Raw genomic sequence first — 17411 nt, forward strand, 5'->3', positions numbered from 1 at the left:
TGCGTCACGGCGCCCGGGGGGCGTGCGGCGGGGATCAGCGCTGCCCGATAGGCTTCACGTCGCGGGCCGGCGAGCCCACGAAGAGCTGGCGCGGACGGCCGATCTTGTACTCGGGGTCGGCGATCATCTCGTTGAGTTGGGCGATCCAGCCCACCGTGCGGGCGAGCGCGAAGATGGCGGTGAACAGGCTCACCGGGATGCCCAGCGCGCGCTGCACGATGCCGGAGTAGAAGTCGACGTTCGGGTAGAGCTTGCGGGCGACGAAGTAGTCGTCTTCCAGCGCGATCTTCTCCAGAGCCATCGCCAGCTTGAAAAGCGGGTCGTCGTGCAGGCCCAGGGCGGTGAGCACCTCGTGGCAGGTCTCGCGCATCAGCTTGGCGCGCGGGTCGTAGTTCTTGTAGACGCGGTGGCCGAAGCCCATCAGCTTGACGGTGGAGTTCTTGTCCTTCACCTGCTTGATGAACTCGCCGATCTTCTCGACGCCGCCGTTCTTCTGGATGTCGTTGAGCATGCTCAACGCCGCCTCGTTGGCGCCGCCGTGCGCCGGGCCCCACAGGCAGGCCACGCCGGCCGCAATCGCCGCGAACGGGTTGGTGCCCGACGAACCGCACAGGCGCACGGTGGAGGTGCTGGCGTTCTGCTCGTGGTCGGCGTGCAGGATGAAGATGCGGTCGATGGCGCGCACCAGCACGTCGTTGCTCTCGTACTCCTCGCAGGGGTTCGCGAACATCATGCGCATGAAGTTCGCGCTGTAGCTGAGGCTGTTCTTCGGGTAGATAAAGGGCTGGCCGATGCCGTACTTGTAGGCCATGGCCACCAGCGTGGGCATCTTGGCGATCAGGCGGATGGCGGCGATCTCGCGGTGCTGCGCGTTGTTGATGTCGGTGCTGTCGTGGTAGAAGGCCGACAGCGCGCCGACCAGGCCGGTCATCACCGCCATCGGGTGCGCGTCGCGGCGGAAACCACGCAGGAAGTACTGCATCTGGTCGTTGACCATCGTGTGGTTGCTCACCAGCTTCACGAAGTCGCCCTTCTGCGTCTGGTTGGGCAGGTCGCCCTTGAGCAGCAGGTAGCAGGTCTCGAGGAAGTCGCACTTCTGCGCCAGCTGCTCGATGGGGTAGCCGCGGTACAGCAGTTCGCCCTTGTCACCGTCGATGTAGGTGATGGTGCTGTTGCACGAGGCCGTGCTCAGGAAGCCGGGGTCATAGGTGAACTTGCCGGTCTGGCCGTAGAGCTTGCGGATGTCGATCACATCGGGGCCGATGCTGCCCTTGTAGATCGGCAGATCCATGCTCGGGCTGCCGTCCGAGAAGGACAGGGTGGCTTTCACGTCGGAGGGGGTCATGTCGCGGGCCTTTCGTCGGTTCTGGATGTTTGGTTCGGGCGCACTGAACCGCCCGGCACGGTCCTCAGCATCGCCAGCACCTCGTGGACTTCAGGAATGTCTATCTCGCCTTCGGGCTCCCGGCGGGCCAGGAAAAGATCCAGCAGGTCGTTGTCTGCAAGGTCCATCAGGGCTTGCAACCCCGTGGCCTGCCTTGTCGTGAGCGTGTCTTCGTGTTGACGGAAGAAGCGCTCGATGAACAAATCGTTTTCTAGCAGACCGCGGCGGCAGCGCCACTTGAGCCGGCTCAATGAACGTTCATCGATGCGCACGGTGCTCAGATGGCCCGGCGGACCATCAGCTCCTTGATCTTGCCGATGGCCTTGGTCGGGTTCAGGCTCTTCGGGCACACATCCACGCAGTTCATGATGGTGTGGCAGCGGAACAGCCGGTAGGGGTCTTCCAGGTTGTCCAGGCGGCCCGCCGTGTCCTGGTCGCGGCTGTCGGCGATGAAGCGGTAGGCCTGCAGCAGGCCGGCCGGGCCGACGAACTTGTCCGGGTTCCACCAGAAGCTGGGGCAGCTGGTGGAACAGCTGGCGCACAGGATGCACTCGTAGAGACCGTTGAGCTCGTCGCGCTCCTCGGGGCTCTGCAGGCGCTCCTTCTCGGGCGGCTGGCTGTCATTGACGAGGTAGGGCTTGATGCTGTTGTACTGCTTGAAGAACAGCGTCATGTCGACGATGAGGTCGCGGATGACCGGCAGGCCCGGCAGCGGCTTGAGCACGATGGTGCCCGGCAGCGTGAGCATATTGGTCAGGCAGGCGAGGCCGTTCTTGCCGTTGATGTTCATCGCGTCCGAGCCGCACACGCCCTCGCGGCAGCTGCGACGGAAGCTCAAGCTCGGATCGACCGCCTTGAGCTTCATCAGCGCATCGAGCAGCATGCGCTCGTGGCCGTCGAGCTCGACCTGCAGCGTCTGCATGCGCGGCTTTTCGTCGGTGTCGGGGTCGTAGCGGTAGATCTGGAAGGTACGGAGCGTCATGTGCGGGAGCCTCGGCGACGACGGGTGATCAGAACGTGCGGACCTTGGGCGGGACCGATTCGACGGTGAGCGGCTTCAGCTGCACCGGCTTGTATTCGAGGCGGTTGCCTTCGGAATACCACAGCGTGTGCTTGAGCCAGACGTCGTCGTTGCGGCCATTGGGGTACTTCGGCGAGTCGCCGTAGTCGTTGACGGTGTGGGCGCCGCGGCTCTCGTGGCGCGCGGCGGCCGAGATCATCGTGGCCTGGGCCGCCTCGATCAGGTTGTCGACCTCGAGCGCCTCGATGCGCGCGGTGTTGAAAACCTTGCTCTTGTCCTTGAGGCCGATGTGCTTGACGCGCTCGGCCACCGCCGCGACCTTCTTGACGCCCTGGTCCATGATGGCCTGGGTGCGGAAGACGCTGGCGTGCTGCTGCATGGTGTTGCGCAGGTCATTGGCCACGTCTTGCGAATACTCGCCGTCCGTGGCGTTGTCCAGGCGCGCCAGGCGCGACAGCGAGCGGTCGGCGGCGTCGGCCGGCAGCGCGCGGTGGGCGTGGTCGTCCTTCTTGAAGGCATTGACGATGTGGTTGCCCGCAGCGCGGCCGAAGACCAGCAGGTCGAGCAGCGAATTGGTGCCGAGGCGGTTGGCGCCATGAACGCTGACACAGGAGCACTCACCCACCGCGTAGAGGCCGGGAATGACCTCGTTGGGGTTGCCGTTCTTGGGTGCGACGACCTGGCCGTTGATGTTGGTGGGGATGCCACCCATCTGGTAGTGAATGGTCGGCACCACCGGAATCGGTTCCTTGGCGATGTCGACGTTGGCGAAGTTGTGACCGATCTCGAACACGCTGGGCAGGCGCTTGAGGATGGTTTCGACGCCCAGGTGGGTCATGTCGAGGTTGATGTAGTCCTTGTTGGGACCGCAGCCGCGACCTTCCTTGATCTCCTGGTCCATGCAGCGCGAGACGAAATCGCGCGGCGCCAGATCCTTCAGCGTGGGCGCATAGCGCTCCATGAAACGCTCGCCATTGGCGTTGCGCAGAATCGCGCCCTCGCCGCGGCAACCCTCGGTCAGCAACACGCCGGCGTTGTGTACGCCGGTGGGGTGGAACTGCCAGAACTCCATGTCTTCGAGCGGGATGCCGGCGCGTGCCGCCATGCCAAGGCCGTCGCCGGTGTTGATGAAGGCATTGGTGCTGGCGGCGAAGATGCGGCCGGCGCCGCCGGTGGCCAGCAACGTGGTCTTGGCCTCGAGGATGTGGACCTCGCCGGTCTCCATCTCGATGGCGGTGACGCCGACGACGCTGCCTTCGGCGTCGCGGATGAGGTCGAGCGCCATCCACTCAACGAAGAAGTTGGTGCGCGCCTTCACGTTCTGCTGGTAAAGCGTGTGCAGCATGGCGTGGCCGGTGCGGTCGGCCGCGGCACAGGCGCGCTGCACCGGCTTCTCGCCGTAGTTGGCGGTATGGCCGCCGAAGGGGCGCTGGTAGATGGTGCCGTCCGGGTTGCGGTCGAAGGGCATGCCGAAGTGCTCGAGCTCGTACACCACCTTGGGTGCTTCGCGGCACATGAACTCGATGGCGTCCTGATCGCCGAGCCAGTCGGAGCCCTTGACGGTGTCGTAGAAGTGGTAGTGCCAGTTGTCCTCGGCCATGTTGCCCAGGCTGGCGCCGATGCCGCCCTGGGCCGCCACCGTGTGCGAGCGCGTCGGGAAGACCTTGGACAGCACCGCGACGTTGAGGCCGGCCAGCGCCAGTTGCAACGAGGCACGCATGCCGGAACCGCCGGCGCCGACGATGACGACGTCGAACTTGCGCCGCGGAAGAGAACCGATAGCCATGAGTGAATTCCTTGCGAGCGAGCGCGCGTTTACAGACGCCACAGCACCTGGATCGCCCAGCCGATGCAGCCGACGAGCCAGACGATGGAGGCCACTTGCAGCACCAGGCGGAGGGCCGCCGGCTTGACGTAATCCATCCAGATGTCGCGCACCCCGACCCAGGCATGCCAGCCAAGTGCGATGAAGACGACGAAGGTCAGCACCTTCATCCACTGTGCCGAGAAGATGGCGGCCCAGCGGTCGTAGCCGAGCGGCCCGCCGAAGAGCAACTGAGCCAGCAGCACCACCGTGAACAGCGCCATCAGCACCGCGGTGACGCGCTGGCTGAGCCAGTCGCGCATGCCGTAATGGGCGCCGACGACGACGCGCTTGGAACCGTAGTTGACCGTCATGGGGCTAGCCTCAGTACAGACCGAAGAGCTTGGCGCCGAGCGCCAGCGTGAGAACCGCGCTGGACGCCAGCGTGAACAGCGCCGACTGGTGGCCCTGCTCCTTGCTGACGCTGTGCGTGGCATCCATCCAGAGGTGGCGCACACCGGCGATGAAGTGGTGCAGGTAGCCCCAGATCAGGCCCAGCACCGCCAGCTTGACGAGGCCGCCGGGCACGAAGCCTATGCCCGCGGTGAAGGCCGCCGCGAAGCGCTCGAAGGAGATCTCCGAGGTGACGCTGGTGTCGAACATCCAGATGATGAACGGCAGCAACACGAACATGATCACGCCACTGACGCGGTGCAGGATGGACACCACGCCGGCGGGGGGCAGCCGGTACTGGGTGGCGTCGGCCAGCCGCATCGTGCCGGGTCTTTGCTTCTTGATTTCGGGCATCGTCTCGCTCTCGGAACCGGGTGTAACCCAGTGAGTTTATTGCAACGCAACAGGCTTACGCGGAACTGGTGGGCGCGCACTCCGTCACCGGCCGGCCCGCCTCAGCTCAGCACATTGCGGTAGTGGTGGGCCGCCGTGTGGTAAAGGCCGCGCCGCAGTTCGACAGGCCGCTCGCCATAGGTGTGGGTGAGGCGCTCCACCGACAGCAGCGGCGCGCCCGGCGCCACCTCAAGCAGCGCGGCCTCTTCGGCGCTGGCCGCGACGGCACGTATCTTCTCTTCGGCGCCTATGGTCTGCACCGCGAACTCGGCTTCGAAGAGGCGATAGAGCGGCCCCCGCCATGCCGCCAGGCGCTCGGCGGTGAGGCCCTTGAACAGCGTGCCGGGCAGCCAGAGGTCGTCCAGCACCACCGGGCGCGGCGCTGCTGCCGCCTCGGCCGGCGCCAGCAGCAGGCGGCGCACCTGCACCGCGGGCTCGCCGGCCTTGAGGTCGAGCAGCCGCGCCACCTCGGCCGGCGCGCGCATGCGGCGGCAGTCAAGCAGACGGCGCTGCAGCGGCGTGGCGCTGCCGTCGTCGGGCTGCAGGCGCAGGAATCGGTACTGCGTGGCCTGCTCGGCATGGCTGGCGACGAAAGTGCCCTTGCCCTGGCGCCGCACCAGCAGGTTGTCGGTGGCCATCTCGTCGATGGCCTTGCGCACCGTGCCCTGGCTGACGCGGAATCGCGCCGCCAGCACGAGCTCGCTGGGAATCGCCTGGCCGGGCAGCCACTCGCCCTCCTGGAGTCCGCGCACCAGCAAAGCCTTGATCTGGCGGTACAGCGGGCTGAACGACGGCGTGGCCTCGACAGCCGTGCCGGCACCCGCCTCGGTGGCGGGCAGGTCGGAGAGGGTGGCGCTGGCGGACATGCGCCCATTCCACCACGGCCGCGCCCGCCGCGTCCATAGCTGCGCTGTCTTATATAAGACAAAAGAGCAATCGCCGAGACCCGGCGCTGTCAGGCTGGCGCCAAGAAGCTGCCGCTAAACTGCCCGTTGCCGTTCCCGCACCACCCCCATACCCAGGAGATCGTCCATGAGCAAGAAGCCCGTTCGCGTGGCCGTTACCGGCGCCGCCGGCCAGATCGGATATGCCCTGCTGTTCCGCATCGCCAGTGGCGAAATGCTCGGCAAGGACCAGCCGGTGATCCTGCAGTTGCTGGAAGTGCCGGTCGAAGGCCCGCAGAAGGCGCTGCAAGGCGTGATGATGGAACTGGAAGACTGCGCCTTCCCGCTGCTGGCCGGCATGGAAGCCCACAGCGACCCGGTCCAGGCCTTCAAGGGCACGGACTACGCCCTGCTCGTCGGCGCCCGCCCGCGCGGCCCCGGCATGGAGCGCGCCGACCTGCTGGCCGCCAACGCCCAGATCTTCACCGCCCAAGGCAAGGCCCTGAATGCCAGCGCCAGCCGCGACGTCAAGGTGCTGGTGGTCGGCAACCCGGCCAACACCAATGCCTATATCGCGATGAAGAGCGCGCCCGACCTCAAGCGCGAGAACTTCACCGCCATGCTGCGCCTGGACCACAACCGCGCCGCCAGCCAGATCGCGGCCAAGACCGGCAAGCCGGTGTCGTCCATCAAGAAGCTGGCCGTCTGGGGCAACCACTCGCCCACGATGTACGCCGACTACCGCTTCGCCACCATCGATGGCGCCGGCGTGAAGGACATGATCAACGACCAGGTCTGGAACAAGGACACCTTCCTGCCCACCGTGGGCAAGCGCGGCGCCGCCATCATCGCGGCGCGTGGCGTGTCGTCGGCGGCCAGCGCCGCCAACGCCGCCATCGATCACATGCACGACTGGGCCCTGGGCACCGGCGGCGAGTGGGTCACGATGGGCGTGCCCAGCAACGGCGAGTACGGCATCCCCAAGGACGTGATGTTCGGCTACCCGGTCACCTGCGAAGGCGGCAAGTACAAGATCGTCGAGGGCCTGCCCATCGACGAGTTCAGCCAAAGCTGCATCGACAAGACCCTCGCCGAACTCACCGGCGAGCAGGACGGCGTCAAGCACCTGCTGTGATCCTGTGACCACCTCGCCGCGCAGCGTGCTCTTCGGCGCCGGCGAGGCGCCGCCGGCCTTGCCGGTGTGCGACCACTATGCCGGCGTCGAGCCGCGCATGACCAAGAGCCTGCAGCTGCAGGCCGAGCTGGGGCCCGTCTTCGATGTCACGCTGGACAACGAGGACGGCGCGCCGGTGGGCGGCGAGATCGAGCAGGCCCACCTCATCGTTTCGCTGCTGAACGGGCCGGACAACCGCTTCGGCCGCGTCGGCGTGCGCCTGCTGCCGGTGGAACATCCGCGCTTCGGCGACGTGGCCGCCATCGTGCTCAAGAGCCCGCGCGTCCCAGCCTACCTGATGCTGCCCAAGCCCGAGGGCCTGCCCGACGTGGAACGCGCGGCCCTGGCCATCGATCAGATGGGCGGCGGCGCCATCCCGCTGCACGCCCTGGTCGAGACCCACGGCGCACTGCGCGAGGTGGCGGCCATCGCGGCCCACCCGCGCCTCGAATCACTGTCCTTCGGGCTGATGGACTTCGTCTCGGCCCACCGCGGCGCCATCCCGCAGTCGGCGATGGGCGCGCTTGGGCAGTTCGAGCATCCGCTGGTGCTGCGCGCCAAGCTCGAGATCGCCGCCGCCTGCCATGCCTGGGCGAAGACGCCGTCGCACTGCGTTGTGACCGAGTTCAAGGACGTGCAGGCACTGCAGGCCAGCGCCGAGCAGGCCTGCCGACGCCTGGGCTATACGCGCATGTGGAGCATCCACCCGGCGCAGATCCGCCCCATCGTCGCCGCCTTCTCGCCCAGCGCGGCCGAGATCGAGCAGGCGCTCGAGATCATCGTCGCCGCCCAGGCGGCGCAGTGGGCGCCCATCCAGCACCGCCACACCTTGCATGACCGCGCCAGCTACCGCTATTTCTGGCACGTCGTCGAGCGCGCGCAGCGCACCGCCCCCGACAGCCTGCCGGCCGACCTGCGCGCCGCCTGGTTCGGCTGAAGCGCCAACTGTTCACGCTGGCGCCTGCGTCAGGGCGGCGCGGTTTGCGCCTGGTTGCACTCGCCTACGCCTGCACACCCCGGGGTTTCGAACAATGGCGTCATCGTCAGCCCCCGAAGATCAGGATCACGCCATGCGCCGCACTTCCATCGCCCTCGCCTTCATCGCCACCCTGGCTGCCCTGCCGGCCCTGGCCGCCGATCCGCAACTCAGCGCTGCCCAGCTTGAAGCCGCCGAACGCGTCTTCACCGGCACCGCCGCCTGCGAGCTGAACAACTCGGTCAAGCTGGCGCCCATCGAAGGCAAGCCGGGCCACTTCAAGCTCGAGCACAAGAAGGTCAGCTACACCATGGTGTCGCAGGAAACCAGCACCGGCGCCGTGCGGCTGGAAGACGCCAAGTCGGGCATGGTCTGGCTGCAGATCCCGAGCAAGTCGATGCTGATGAACGCCAAGCGCGGCCAACGCGTCGCCGATGCCTGCCTGATGGACCCGCAGCGCGAGGTTGCTTCGCGCTGACAGGCCCCGGCGCCTTCAGGGCGCCATCATGAAGCCTCGGGCGCGATGCCCTCGGCGTAGTCGTAAAGCGCCTCCAGCAGGGCCTGGCCGCGCTCGTCGGCGGTTTCGGCCAGCGCATCAATGCGCTCGAAGAAGGCCGCCAGCGTCGTTGCCCCACCGGCGCCGCCATGCAGGCGCTCGGTGCAATGCTGCTGCCAGCGCTGGCGATCGGCCTCGTCCAGCAGTTCATTGAAGTTGCGCGCACGGTAGCGGAACAGCAGTTCCTCCAGCCGCCCGTCGTGAAAAGCCGGCCGCCTGGCCACCAGCTGATCCGGCGCCAGTTCGCGCAGGCGCTGCAGCGTGCGACGGTCCTCGTTGCCGACGAAGCCGCCGTAGAGATCCTCGTCGACATCCGGCGTGCCTGCTTCGGCCTCGCGCGCATAGACGGCGGGCCACAGCGGCTGCATTACCCGCGCCACAGCGGCGGCGCCGGTGGCATGGCGCTGGGCCGCGGCCAGATCGATCTGCCAGCGCTCGGCGGCCGCACCCAGGGTGCGCAGATTGCCGATCACGATGGGCGACTTGTTGATGTGGATGGTCTTGATGGGCAGGCGCTGCTCGCCCTCGGGCAGCTCGGCCTGGCGCGTGAAGATGCGCCGCCGCAGCGTGGCCGCATCCAGCCCCGCCAGTTCAGCCGGGTCGTGCGCCAGATCCCAGACGATGAGCTCGTTCTTGTTCACCGGATGCGGCGCCAGCGGCCACACCACGGCCAGGCAGCCGCGCTCCACCGGGTACATGCCCGACAGATGCAGGAAGGGGCGGGCCACGCCGATCTCGGCCATCACCGCGTCCTTGCGGCGCAGGCCCAGGCAGAAATCCCACAGCCGCGGCTGGCGTGACTTGATCAGGCGCGCCAGCGCCAGCGTCGCGCGCACGTCCGACAGCGCGTCGTGCGCCGCCTCGTGAGCCAGGCCGTTGGCGGCCGTCAGCTGCTCGAGCCTGAACGACGGCCGGCCGGCCATCTCGCCCGCCTCGTGCCGCGGCCAGGCGATGCCCTCGGGCCGCAGCGACCAGGTGCAGCGCACCACATCGAGCAAGTCCCAGCGCCCGCAGCCGTTCTGCCATTCGCGCGCATAGGGGTCGATGAGGTTGCGCCAGAAGAGAAAGCGTGTGACTTCGTCGTCGAAGCGGATGCTGTTGTAGCCGACGCCGATGGTGCCGTCCTGCCCCAGCGCCTGCTCCACCGCGGCGGCGAAGGCGTGCTCGGGCAGGCCCTGCTGCAGCGCGTGCTGGGGCAGGATGCCGGTGAGCAGCACGCTTTCGGGGTCGGGCAGGAAATCGGGCACCGGGCGGCAGTGGATCATCAACGGCTCGCCCACCTCGTTGAGGTCCATGTCGGTGCGCACGCCGGCAAACTGCGCCGGACGGTCGCGCCGCGGCACGCGGCCAAAGGTCTCGTAGTCGTGCCAGAAGAAGGTGGTTTCAGCCATCCACCGCACGATAGCGCAGCCCTCGTCAGGCGGATGCGGGGGCGGCGCGGGTATCGTCTCCCTCCCCTGTCATCTTCCTGTCGCCGCCCCATGCGTGATTCCGCCCGCCGCCTCGGCGCCTTGCTGGCCGCCTGCACCCTGGTCGGCGCAGCGCGGGCCGAAGGCTTGGGCGCCTGCAGCGATTTCGACGCCCATGTCAACGGTCGCTGGCTGGCCGGCGCCGAGCTGCCGGACAGCCGTGCCCGCGTCGGCAGCTTCGACACGCTGCGCATCGCCGCCGACCGCCTGCTCGAATCGGCCCTGGCCGAGCTGGTGCAGGAGCCGGCGCGCCAGACCAGCCCAGGGCTGCGCCTGCTGGCCAGCTATTACCGCAGCGGCATGGACGTGGTCAGCATCGAGGCCCGCGGCCTGGCGGCGCAAAAGCCGCTGCTGGCGCAGATGGCGGCGCTCACGCGCGACAAGCTGCCGGCGTTGCTGGGCGAGCTGGCGCGGCTGCAGATTGCCGCACCGCTGACGCTGGCTGTGGGCACCGATGCCAAGGACGCGACCCGCCATGTGCTGGCCGTCTCGCAGGCCGGCCTTGGCCTGCCCGACCGCGACGACTATTTCCGCGACGACGATCTCGCGCGCCGCATCCGAAAGGCCTACCGCGACTACGCGCGCAGCCTGTTGGCCGCCGCCGAAACCCCGTCCGACGAGGCCACGCTGGATGCGCTGATGGCGCTGGAAGCCGAGATGGCGCGCGCCTCGCCGCCGCGCGTGGAGCGCCGCGACCCCATCGCGCAATACAACCCGATGGATGCCGCCGCGCTGCAGGCACGCGCGCCCGGCATCGACTGGCGCGCCCTGCTCGCCGCCTACACCGGCGGCGGCGCCGGCGTAGAAGCCCTGCCCCTGGTGGTGGGCCAGCCGGCCTTTGCGCAGGCCCTGGCCCGGCTGGCCCAGCACACGCCGCTCGAGGCCTGGCGGGCTTACCTGCGCCTGCGCCTGCTCGACGCCACCGCCGAGCACGGCCCGGAGACGCTGTCACAGGCCCACTACGAGTACTACCGGGTCGCCATCCGCGGCCTCAAGGCGCCGCCCTCGCGCTCGGAGCGCGTGATCCTGGCCATCGGCGGCTCGCGCGGCTCGGCCCCCATGGGCGAAGCCCTGGGCGAACTCTACGTGGCCCGGGCCTTCTCGCCGCTGGCGCAGGCGCGAGCACGCCAGATGTTCGACGACATCCGTGTCGCCATGCGCCAGCGCATCGCCGTGCTGGACTGGATGAGCGCGCCCACACGCCGGCTGGCGCTGGCCAAGCTCGACGCCATGGTGGCCAAGATCGGCGCGCCAGCACGCTGGCGCAGCTGGGACGGCCTGGTGCTCAAGGCCGACGACTACACCGGCAACCTGCTGCGCGTGAACGCCTGGCACACCGCGCTGCGCCTGGCCGACCTGGGCCGGCCGGTCGACCGCGAGCGCTGGTTCACGAGCCCGCACATCGTCAACGCCTTCGCTGCCAGCGGCAACCAGATCGTCTTCCCGGCCGCCATCCTGCAGCCCCCCTTCTTCGACGCCGCGGCCGACGACGCCAGCAACTACGGCGGCATAGGCGCTGTGATCGGCCACGAGATCACCCACCACTTCGACGACCGCGGTCGCCAGTTCGACGCCCTCGGCAATCTCCAGGACTGGTGGGCACCGGAAGACGCCGCCGCCTACCGCGTGCGGGCCCAGCGCGTGGCCCAGCTCTACAGCGGCTACGAGCCGGTGCCGGGCGTGCGCATCAACGGCGAGCTGACGCTGGGCGAGAACATCTCGGATTTCGGCGGCCTGCAGATCGCCTACGACGGCCTGCAGTTGGCGCTGGGGCGCCAGCGCGCCGCCGGCAAGACGCCGGCCCTGGTGGACGGGCTCACGGCGGAACAGCGCTTCTTCACGGCCAACGCCATCGTGTGGCGCAGCAAGATGCGCATCGAGGCGCTGGTGGACCAGTTGCGCACCGACAGCCACTCGCCCACGCGCTGGCGCGTGCTGGCGCCCATGAGCCACATGCCGGCCTTTGCGCAGGCCTTTGGTTGCAAGGCCGGCGACGCCATGGTGGCGGCCGACCCCATCCGCATCTGGTAGGCGTCCGGTAGCGGGCCGCTGCGCCAATGCACCGGCGCAGCGACCGCGAGGCCGGCTTACTTGCCGCGCGCAGCCTTCTTGGCCGGGGCGGCCGACTGCAGCGCCTCGCTCATGCCCAGCAGCACGCCGCTGACCAGGGCCGTGTAGCTCTCGGCCATGGCCTGGGCGGCGCGCATCGAGGCCGCACGCGACGAACGCACCGCCGTCTGCACCTGCTCGGTGAACTGCTCGACCGTGGCATTGGCCTGGGCGCCCGAGAGCGTGCCGCCGGCCTGAATCTTCTCGAGCACCTGGCCCCAGGCGCCAGCCATGGGCGCACCGGCACCGGCGCCGGCAGCGGTCTTCTTGAGCGTCGCGAAGAGGGTGTCTTCCATCTTCTCGAGATCGGCGAGCGCCTTGGCCAGGTGCTTCTCGCGCAGATCGGCACCCTGGGCCGCCAGCGTGGCCAGCGCGGTGCGGTTGGCCTCCACCGCCTTGAGAAGCGCGTCGTCCATGCCGGCCACGGCCTGATCGAGCAGGTTCTCGGGGTCCAGGCCCGCGGTGAGGTTCTTGGCCGCGCCGGCACTGGCCGCCTCGGCCACCGCCTTGAGCGCGGCACGGATGTTCTTGAGCGTCAGCTCGCGGCCCTGCAGCGAAGCCAGGGTGGCGTCGCTGGCGGCCTTCTTGAGCTGCGCACCCTGGCTGGCGGTGGCGCTCTCGAACATGGTGATCAGGGCATCGGCATCGAACATGGGTTTGGGCATCGTCGTCTCCTCCGTTGGGGTGGCCGCGATGCTCTCATTGCCGCGGGCGGCCGGCAAGTGCGAAGGCCGCCCGGCGCCCCATTTCGTGGCCGCCGGCATGGCCGAGCGCCCGCCGGCGCCGCACCGCCATCCCCAGCCCACCGGCCAGCAGCAGCAAGGCCGAGGCCGGCTCGGGCACGGCCGCCGGCGCCAGGTGCAGGCCGAAGCGGCCGCCGTCCAGACGGAAGTCGAGGCCGGTGAAACTGCCGCCACCGGCATCCACCAGTTGCAGCTGGCTGAACCAGGCGGGGCCGCCGGCGCCGTCGGCCGCCAACGAACCGAAGCGCAGGAATTCGTAGCTGCCGCCGGCGTCGAAGCCGGGCAACAGGTGGATCTCGAGCACTGCGTGCGCGCCCAGTGCCAGCTGGCCGCTCACCTCCAGCAGGTCGTAGCCCTGGCCCGGCGCCGTGGCCTCGCCCAGCTCGATGAGCAGGGTGCCGGCGCCGAAGCCGTCTTGCTCGCCAATGCGCAGGTCGCCGGCGATGCGCAGATGGCCCGGCGAGAACCCGGGCGCCACCGTACCCCCGTTGACTTCAACCGTGCCCAGCACCGTGCCGCTGCCCGCCAGCCGGGTGTCGGTGTTGAGCACCAGCGCACCCGAGGTCTGCAGCGTGGCGCCGGCCTCCAGCACCACGTCAGCGCGCAGCTGGCCATTGGGCGTGCCGCCAAAGGAAGAGCCCGCCAGCACACTGCCGTTGACCTGCAGCACGCCGCCCTGCTCCACCGTCAGCCTGGGCAGGGCGCCGGAGCCGGTGGTCGATTCGCCGATCGCGACATCGCCATGCACCAGGCCCTGGCCGGCAAGGATCCACTCGCCACGGCCGTAGATCGATACCGTGGGCGGGCCGGCCGCGACCATGGCCAGGGCCGGCACCGCCGCCTGACCCAAGGTCAGGCGGCCGCCGGCCTCCACCAGCAAGAGCGGGCTGACATTGCTGTCGCGGTAGGTGCCCAGTTCCAAGCCGCCGGTGATGTCGAGCACGCCGCCGGAGACGATCTGCAGCACCTGGCTCTGGCCTGGATTGCCACCCTGCACGCCCATGCCGATGCTGCCCAGCACCGTGCCCTGGCCGCCGTGTACCCAGTCGGCACGGCCTTCCATGGACACGCCGCCACCCGCAAAGGCGCTATTCGGATCGCCCACCAGCAGGTCGCCCCGGGTCTCGAGCCGGCCGCTGCCGGCGGCATAGCTGCGCCCGATCTGGATGCTGCCGGCGCTGACCGCGCCGCCGAGCAGGGCCACGCCCACGCCGCCGCCGCCCACACTGAGGCGGTCCTCGACCGCCAGCGTCGTGTCGGGGCCGGTGGTCAGGGTGCCGCGCATGCCGCTGCCGCCGCCCACCGAGTCGGTGCCCACGTCCAGCGTGCCGCCGACCGGAAACGAAAAGAAGCCGCCGGATACCGTGCGCCGCAGAAAGCGTGCGCTGCTGCCGCTGGCCACCTGCACATTGGCGCCAAAGGCCGAGGCCAGGTGGCCGATGCTGCCGCTGCTGGCCTCGAACTGAGCGCCAGAGGAGATGTCGACCAGGCCGCCCTGGCCGCGGTCGACGCGAAAGTCCTCGAGCACGCGCACGACCGACTGGATGCCGGAAATGCTCAGGCTGCCGCGCCCCTGCTCGCCGCCCACCGTCAGCACATGAGTTTCGAGCAATGCGCTGGCGCCGCCACCGCCCACGGATAGCACGCCGGGCGAGACCGAGCCGGCCACGATCTCCAGGCGCCCGCCCAGCGTCGGCACCAGGCTGCCACCCCACAGGTTGAGACCGGCGTAGCGCAGAGGTGGGGCGCCATCGGCCGGCGCACTGGCACCGAACACGATGCTGCCGTCGTGCGCCCAGAGGGTCTGGCCCCGCAGGGCCAGGGTGCCGCCCGCATGCACCAGCGCCGTGCCCTGGCTGGTGAGCCGCAGATCCTCGAAGGCCACGGGCGACAGGCTGCTGAAGCTGGAACCGCCGCCGGCCGCGCCCACGACCAGGGGCGCGCCGGGCAGGCCGGTGAGGCTGAGCGTCGCCGGGCTGCCGGGCAGGCCGCGGATGACGCGGTCAGGCGGCTGGTTGGGAACGGCCGCGCCGTTGTAGGCCAGCAGGTGCAGGCTGCCCAACACGGTGTCGCGGTCGACCACCGCCGGCATGTTCAGCGAGCCGGCCTGGAAGTGGTGGCCGTTGATCATGGCCCCGTGCATCCGCGCCGTCACCATGGGGCCCAGCGCCGCGGCCACCGCGGGAATCGAATTGATGCCGCCTTCGCACACCGGGCAGGCGAAATCCTGCATGTAGACCCAGTGGCCGGGCTCGCCCAGGTAGGCGGTCTGGATGTCCAGCGACGGGTACCAGTCATAGACCTCGACCGCCTGCACCGCGCCACCCACGGCCAGCAAGAGGCCGGCCAGGAACGGGCCAACACGTCGGCCGCTGGGCCGGCTTCGAAAGCCGGAATCGGAGAACCTCATCGCACGGACTCCCGGATACCCGACCAGGCATCCCGACGGCGACTTTATATCCAGGATAGCGTCATGGACATAGCATGAACGCGGGGTCGGCGGCACACGCCGTGGTCGGGCGGAGTGCCGCCTGCAGGCGGCCAGGGCGGGCGAGACTGGTTCGTGAAATTTGTCACACCTTTGGCACTTGCGCCGGCAGATGACCCCACAGTTGTTCGCTGGCAAGTCCGAAGTAGTTCGTAGGAAAACTTCATCCCATTGCGCGCTGGGCAGCTGGTCACGGCCAGGCCCGATGCCGGCGCAGCCGGCCCCGCGCTCGGCCCGCAAGGCTCACCCGCCGACGATCTCCGGCCCCAACCCACCGTTCGCCCTGCCCTGAGGCCGCTCCATGACCGCCAAAGCATCCATGACCGTTGGCCGCAGCCTGGCGCTGGGCGTCGGCCTTCTCATCGCCCTGACCCTGTTCGTTTCCCTTCTGGGTGCCTGGGGCTTGCGGCAGAGCGACGCGGCGCTGCATGCCATCGCCGAAGGTTCGGTCAAGCCGCTCGGGCAGTTGGGCGAGATCAAGTACCTCGTCACCCGCAACCGCATCCTGATCATGGACGTGGCGATGCACGCCACACCCGACGTGATCGCCAAACGAAGCAAGGAGTACGGCGAGAACAAGGCCAAGACCGCTGCGCTGTGGTCCGCCTACATGGCCGCGCCGATGAACGATCAGGAAAGGGCACTGGCATCGAATGCCGAGCAGGCCCGCAAGGCGCTGACGGAGCAGGGGCTGGATGTCGTGCTTGCCCACGAGCAGGCCGGACGCATCGAGGACGGCTGGCGGCAGATCGACGTCGTCAGCAAGCTGGCGCCCGCCTTCGCGCAGGCCATGGACAAGCTCACCGAGCAGCAGGTCCAGTCCGCCGAGGAAAGCTTCCAGGCCAGTCAGGCCTCGAACGACAGGCTGCTGCTGATCGCCGTGGTGGCAACCCTCGGTGCCTTGGTCGCTGGCGTCTGGATCGGCGTGGGCATGACGCGCAGCTTGAAGCGGTCTCTCGGCGCCGAGCCCGCCGACCTCGCGGCGGTGGCGGGCCGCATCGCGCAAGGCTCGCTGGCCAACGACGGCAGTGCGCCGGCGCCGCACGGCAGCGTGATGGCGTCGATGCAGGCCATGCGCACCGCCCTGGTCGATCTGGTGGGCAGCGTGCGCACCGGTGTCGACAACGTGTCCACCGCCAGCGCCGAGATCGCCCAGGGCAACGCCGACCTCTCCAGCCGCACCGAGCAGCAGGCATCCAGCCTGCAAGAGACAGCGGCCTCGATGGAACAGCTCACCGGCACCGTCCGCTCCAGCGCCGACACCGCCTTGCAGGCCAATCAGTTGGCAAAGGGCGCCAGCGCCGCCGCGGCACGCGGCGGCGACGCCGTGGCCAAGGTGGTGCGCACGATGAGCGAGATCCAGTCGTCCAGCCATCGCATTGCCGACATCACCTCGGTCATCGACGGCATCGCGTTCCAGACCAATATCCTGGCCTTGAATGCGGCCGTGGAAGCCGCCCGCGCCGGCGAACAGGGGCGCGGCTTTGCCGTGGTGGCCAGCGAGGTGCGCACGCTGGCCCAACGCAGCGCCGATGCCGCCCGGCAGATCAAGACGCTGATCAACGACTCGGTCCAGAAGGTCCAAGCTGGCGACGCCCTGGTCCAGGAAGCGGGCACCACGATGAACGACGTCGTGGCCCAGGTGCAAAGCGTCTCCAGCCTCATGGCCGAGATCACCGGCGCCGCCGCCGAACAGCGCCAGGGCATCGAGCAGGTCGGCAATGCCGTCACCCTGCTGGACCAGACCACCCAGCAGAACGCGGCACTGGTCGAACAATCTGCGGCCGCCGCCGAAAGCCTCGAACAACAGGCGCGGAGACTGGCCGATGCGGTGTCGGTGTTCCGGCTTTAGACCGCCGCGCCCGCTGCCGATGCACAAAGGTGCGCCGATGCCAGCCCCGCCCCTCCCCGATCAGATTCGCTGATCCGGCGATCCTGGCCGTGGAGCAGCCCGGCC

The 17411-nt window shown here is 69.0% G+C and carries 15 protein-coding genes; 5 read left to right on the forward strand and 10 right to left on the reverse strand.

Translation table 11 applies throughout. The annotated features are described in order from the left end of the window. Window positions 1–34: 34 nt before the first annotated feature. The 7 genes from gltA to JMV16_RS10645 all read right to left on the reverse strand — a co-directional run bounded on the left by gltA (window position 35) and on the right by JMV16_RS10645 (window position 5921). Window positions 35–1345 carry a citrate synthase gene (gene gltA, locus JMV16_RS10615; RefSeq protein ID WP_201494203.1) on the reverse strand — a complete coding sequence of 437 codons (1311 nt, stop codon included), beginning with the start codon at window positions 1343–1345 and terminating at the stop codon, window positions 35–37. Beyond that, the gene (locus JMV16_RS10620) at window positions 1342–1665 is read right to left on the reverse strand and encodes a succinate dehydrogenase assembly factor 2 (RefSeq protein WP_201494422.1); all 324 of its coding nucleotides are present in this window, start codon (window positions 1663–1665) and stop codon (window positions 1342–1344) included. The genes gltA and JMV16_RS10620 overlap by 4 nt, the downstream gene beginning before the upstream one ends. Then, a complete protein-coding gene (locus JMV16_RS10625) occupies window positions 1662–2366 on the reverse strand; it encodes a succinate dehydrogenase iron-sulfur subunit (RefSeq protein WP_201494204.1) in 705 nt (234 codons plus the stop codon). The genes JMV16_RS10620 and JMV16_RS10625 overlap by 4 nt, the downstream gene beginning before the upstream one ends. A 28-nt stretch (window positions 2367–2394) precedes the next feature. Then, window positions 2395–4191 (reverse strand): succinate dehydrogenase flavoprotein subunit, encoded by a 1797-nt coding sequence (gene sdhA, locus JMV16_RS10630; RefSeq protein WP_201494205.1) that lies wholly within the window; start codon window positions 4189–4191, stop codon window positions 2395–2397. A gap of 29 nt (window positions 4192–4220) precedes the next feature. Beyond that, window positions 4221–4583, reverse strand: a complete 363-nt coding sequence (gene sdhD / locus JMV16_RS10635) for a succinate dehydrogenase, hydrophobic membrane anchor protein (RefSeq protein WP_201494206.1) — start codon at window positions 4581–4583, stop codon at window positions 4221–4223. A 10-nt stretch (window positions 4584–4593) separates the two neighbouring features. Beyond that, window positions 4594–5016 carry a succinate dehydrogenase, cytochrome b556 subunit gene (gene sdhC / locus JMV16_RS10640; RefSeq protein WP_201494207.1) on the reverse strand — a complete coding sequence of 141 codons (423 nt, stop codon included), beginning with the start codon at window positions 5014–5016 and terminating at the stop codon, window positions 4594–4596. Window positions 5017–5117: 101 nt separating this feature from the next. Then, the gene (locus JMV16_RS10645; protein WP_201494208.1) at window positions 5118–5921 is read right to left on the reverse strand and encodes a GntR family transcriptional regulator; all 804 of its coding nucleotides are present in this window, start codon (window positions 5919–5921) and stop codon (window positions 5118–5120) included. Between the two features lie 166 nt (window positions 5922–6087). Between JMV16_RS10645 and JMV16_RS10650 the strand changes: the two genes are divergently transcribed. From JMV16_RS10650 to JMV16_RS10660, 3 genes are all read left to right on the forward strand, one after another. Continuing rightward, window positions 6088–7074, forward strand: coding sequence for a malate dehydrogenase (locus JMV16_RS10650; RefSeq protein WP_201494209.1), 987 nt, complete (start codon window positions 6088–6090; stop codon window positions 7072–7074). A gap of 4 nt (window positions 7075–7078) precedes the next feature. Then, window positions 7079–8050 (forward strand): HpcH/HpaI aldolase/citrate lyase family protein, encoded by a 972-nt coding sequence (locus tag JMV16_RS10655; protein WP_411565024.1) that lies wholly within the window; start codon window positions 7079–7081, stop codon window positions 8048–8050. 133 nt (window positions 8051–8183) lie between these two features. Further along, the gene (locus JMV16_RS10660; protein WP_201494210.1) at window positions 8184–8567 is read left to right on the forward strand and encodes a hypothetical protein; all 384 of its coding nucleotides are present in this window, start codon (window positions 8184–8186) and stop codon (window positions 8565–8567) included. 26 nt (window positions 8568–8593) lie between these two features. On the opposite strand, the gene sbcB is transcribed toward JMV16_RS10660, so the two are convergent. Further along, window positions 8594–10036 carry an exodeoxyribonuclease I gene (gene sbcB / locus JMV16_RS10665; protein ID WP_201494211.1) on the reverse strand — a complete coding sequence of 481 codons (1443 nt, stop codon included), beginning with the start codon at window positions 10034–10036 and terminating at the stop codon, window positions 8594–8596. 90 nt (window positions 10037–10126) lie between these two features. Here sbcB and JMV16_RS10670 point away from each other — a divergent pair, with 90 nt between their 5' ends. Further along, complete coding sequence (locus JMV16_RS10670) at window positions 10127–12145, forward strand: M13 family metallopeptidase (protein ID WP_201494212.1); 2019 nt, start codon at window positions 10127–10129, stop codon at window positions 12143–12145. Between the two features lie 56 nt (window positions 12146–12201). Here the strand turns inward: JMV16_RS10670 and JMV16_RS10675 are convergent, their stop codons facing one another. Together JMV16_RS10675 and JMV16_RS10680 are read right to left on the reverse strand one after the other, a co-directional pair. After that, the gene (locus JMV16_RS10675; RefSeq protein WP_201494213.1) at window positions 12202–12888 is read right to left on the reverse strand and encodes a DUF6781 family protein; all 687 of its coding nucleotides are present in this window, start codon (window positions 12886–12888) and stop codon (window positions 12202–12204) included. A 34-nt stretch (window positions 12889–12922) separates the two neighbouring features. Further along, window positions 12923–15376: a PEP-CTERM sorting domain-containing protein gene (locus JMV16_RS10680; RefSeq protein WP_201494214.1), complete on the reverse strand. Its 2454-nt coding sequence runs from the start codon at window positions 15374–15376 to the stop codon at window positions 12923–12925. A 379-nt stretch (window positions 15377–15755) separates the two neighbouring features. Between JMV16_RS10680 and JMV16_RS24525 the strand changes: the two genes are divergently transcribed. After that, the gene (locus tag JMV16_RS24525; protein WP_310737089.1) at window positions 15756–17306 is read left to right on the forward strand and encodes a methyl-accepting chemotaxis protein; all 1551 of its coding nucleotides are present in this window, start codon (window positions 15756–15758) and stop codon (window positions 17304–17306) included. Window positions 17307–17411: the final 105 nt, after the last annotated feature.

It is taken from the genome of Rubrivivax sp. A210 (assembly GCF_904426505.1).
Classification (GTDB): Bacteria; Pseudomonadota; Gammaproteobacteria; order Burkholderiales; family Burkholderiaceae_C; genus Rubrivivax.

What these genes read in the sequence shown, in the direction of transcription:
- JMV16_RS24525 (WP_310737089.1), top strand. Translation starts at nt 15,756, where the DNA reads ATGACCGCCAAAGCATCCATGACCGTTGGCCGCAGCCTGGCGCTGGGC.
- JMV16_RS10625 (WP_201494204.1), bottom strand. Translation starts at nt 2,366, where the DNA reads ATGACGCTCCGTACCTTCCAGATCTACCGCTACGACCCCGACACCGAC.
- sdhC (WP_201494207.1), bottom strand. Translation starts at nt 5,016, where the DNA reads ATGCCCGAAATCAAGAAGCAAAGACCCGGCACGATGCGGCTGGCCGAC.
- gltA (WP_201494203.1), bottom strand. Translation starts at nt 1,345, where the DNA reads ATGACCCCCTCCGACGTGAAAGCCACCCTGTCCTTCTCGGACGGCAGC.
- JMV16_RS10660 (WP_201494210.1), top strand. Translation starts at nt 8,184, where the DNA reads ATGCGCCGCACTTCCATCGCCCTCGCCTTCATCGCCACCCTGGCTGCC.
- sdhA (WP_201494205.1), bottom strand. Translation starts at nt 4,191, where the DNA reads ATGGCTATCGGTTCTCTTCCGCGGCGCAAGTTCGACGTCGTCATCGTC.
- JMV16_RS10680 (WP_201494214.1), bottom strand. Translation starts at nt 15,376, where the DNA reads ATGAGGTTCTCCGATTCCGGCTTTCGAAGCCGGCCCAGCGGCCGACGT.
- sdhD (WP_201494206.1), bottom strand. Translation starts at nt 4,583, where the DNA reads ATGACGGTCAACTACGGTTCCAAGCGCGTCGTCGTCGGCGCCCATTAC.
- JMV16_RS10670 (WP_201494212.1), top strand. Translation starts at nt 10,127, where the DNA reads ATGCGTGATTCCGCCCGCCGCCTCGGCGCCTTGCTGGCCGCCTGCACC.
- JMV16_RS10675 (WP_201494213.1), bottom strand. Translation starts at nt 12,888, where the DNA reads ATGCCCAAACCCATGTTCGATGCCGATGCCCTGATCACCATGTTCGAG.
- JMV16_RS10650 (WP_201494209.1), top strand. Translation starts at nt 6,088, where the DNA reads ATGAGCAAGAAGCCCGTTCGCGTGGCCGTTACCGGCGCCGCCGGCCAG.
- sbcB (WP_201494211.1), bottom strand. Translation starts at nt 10,036, where the DNA reads ATGGCTGAAACCACCTTCTTCTGGCACGACTACGAGACCTTTGGCCGC.
- JMV16_RS10645 (WP_201494208.1), bottom strand. Translation starts at nt 5,921, where the DNA reads ATGTCCGCCAGCGCCACCCTCTCCGACCTGCCCGCCACCGAGGCGGGT.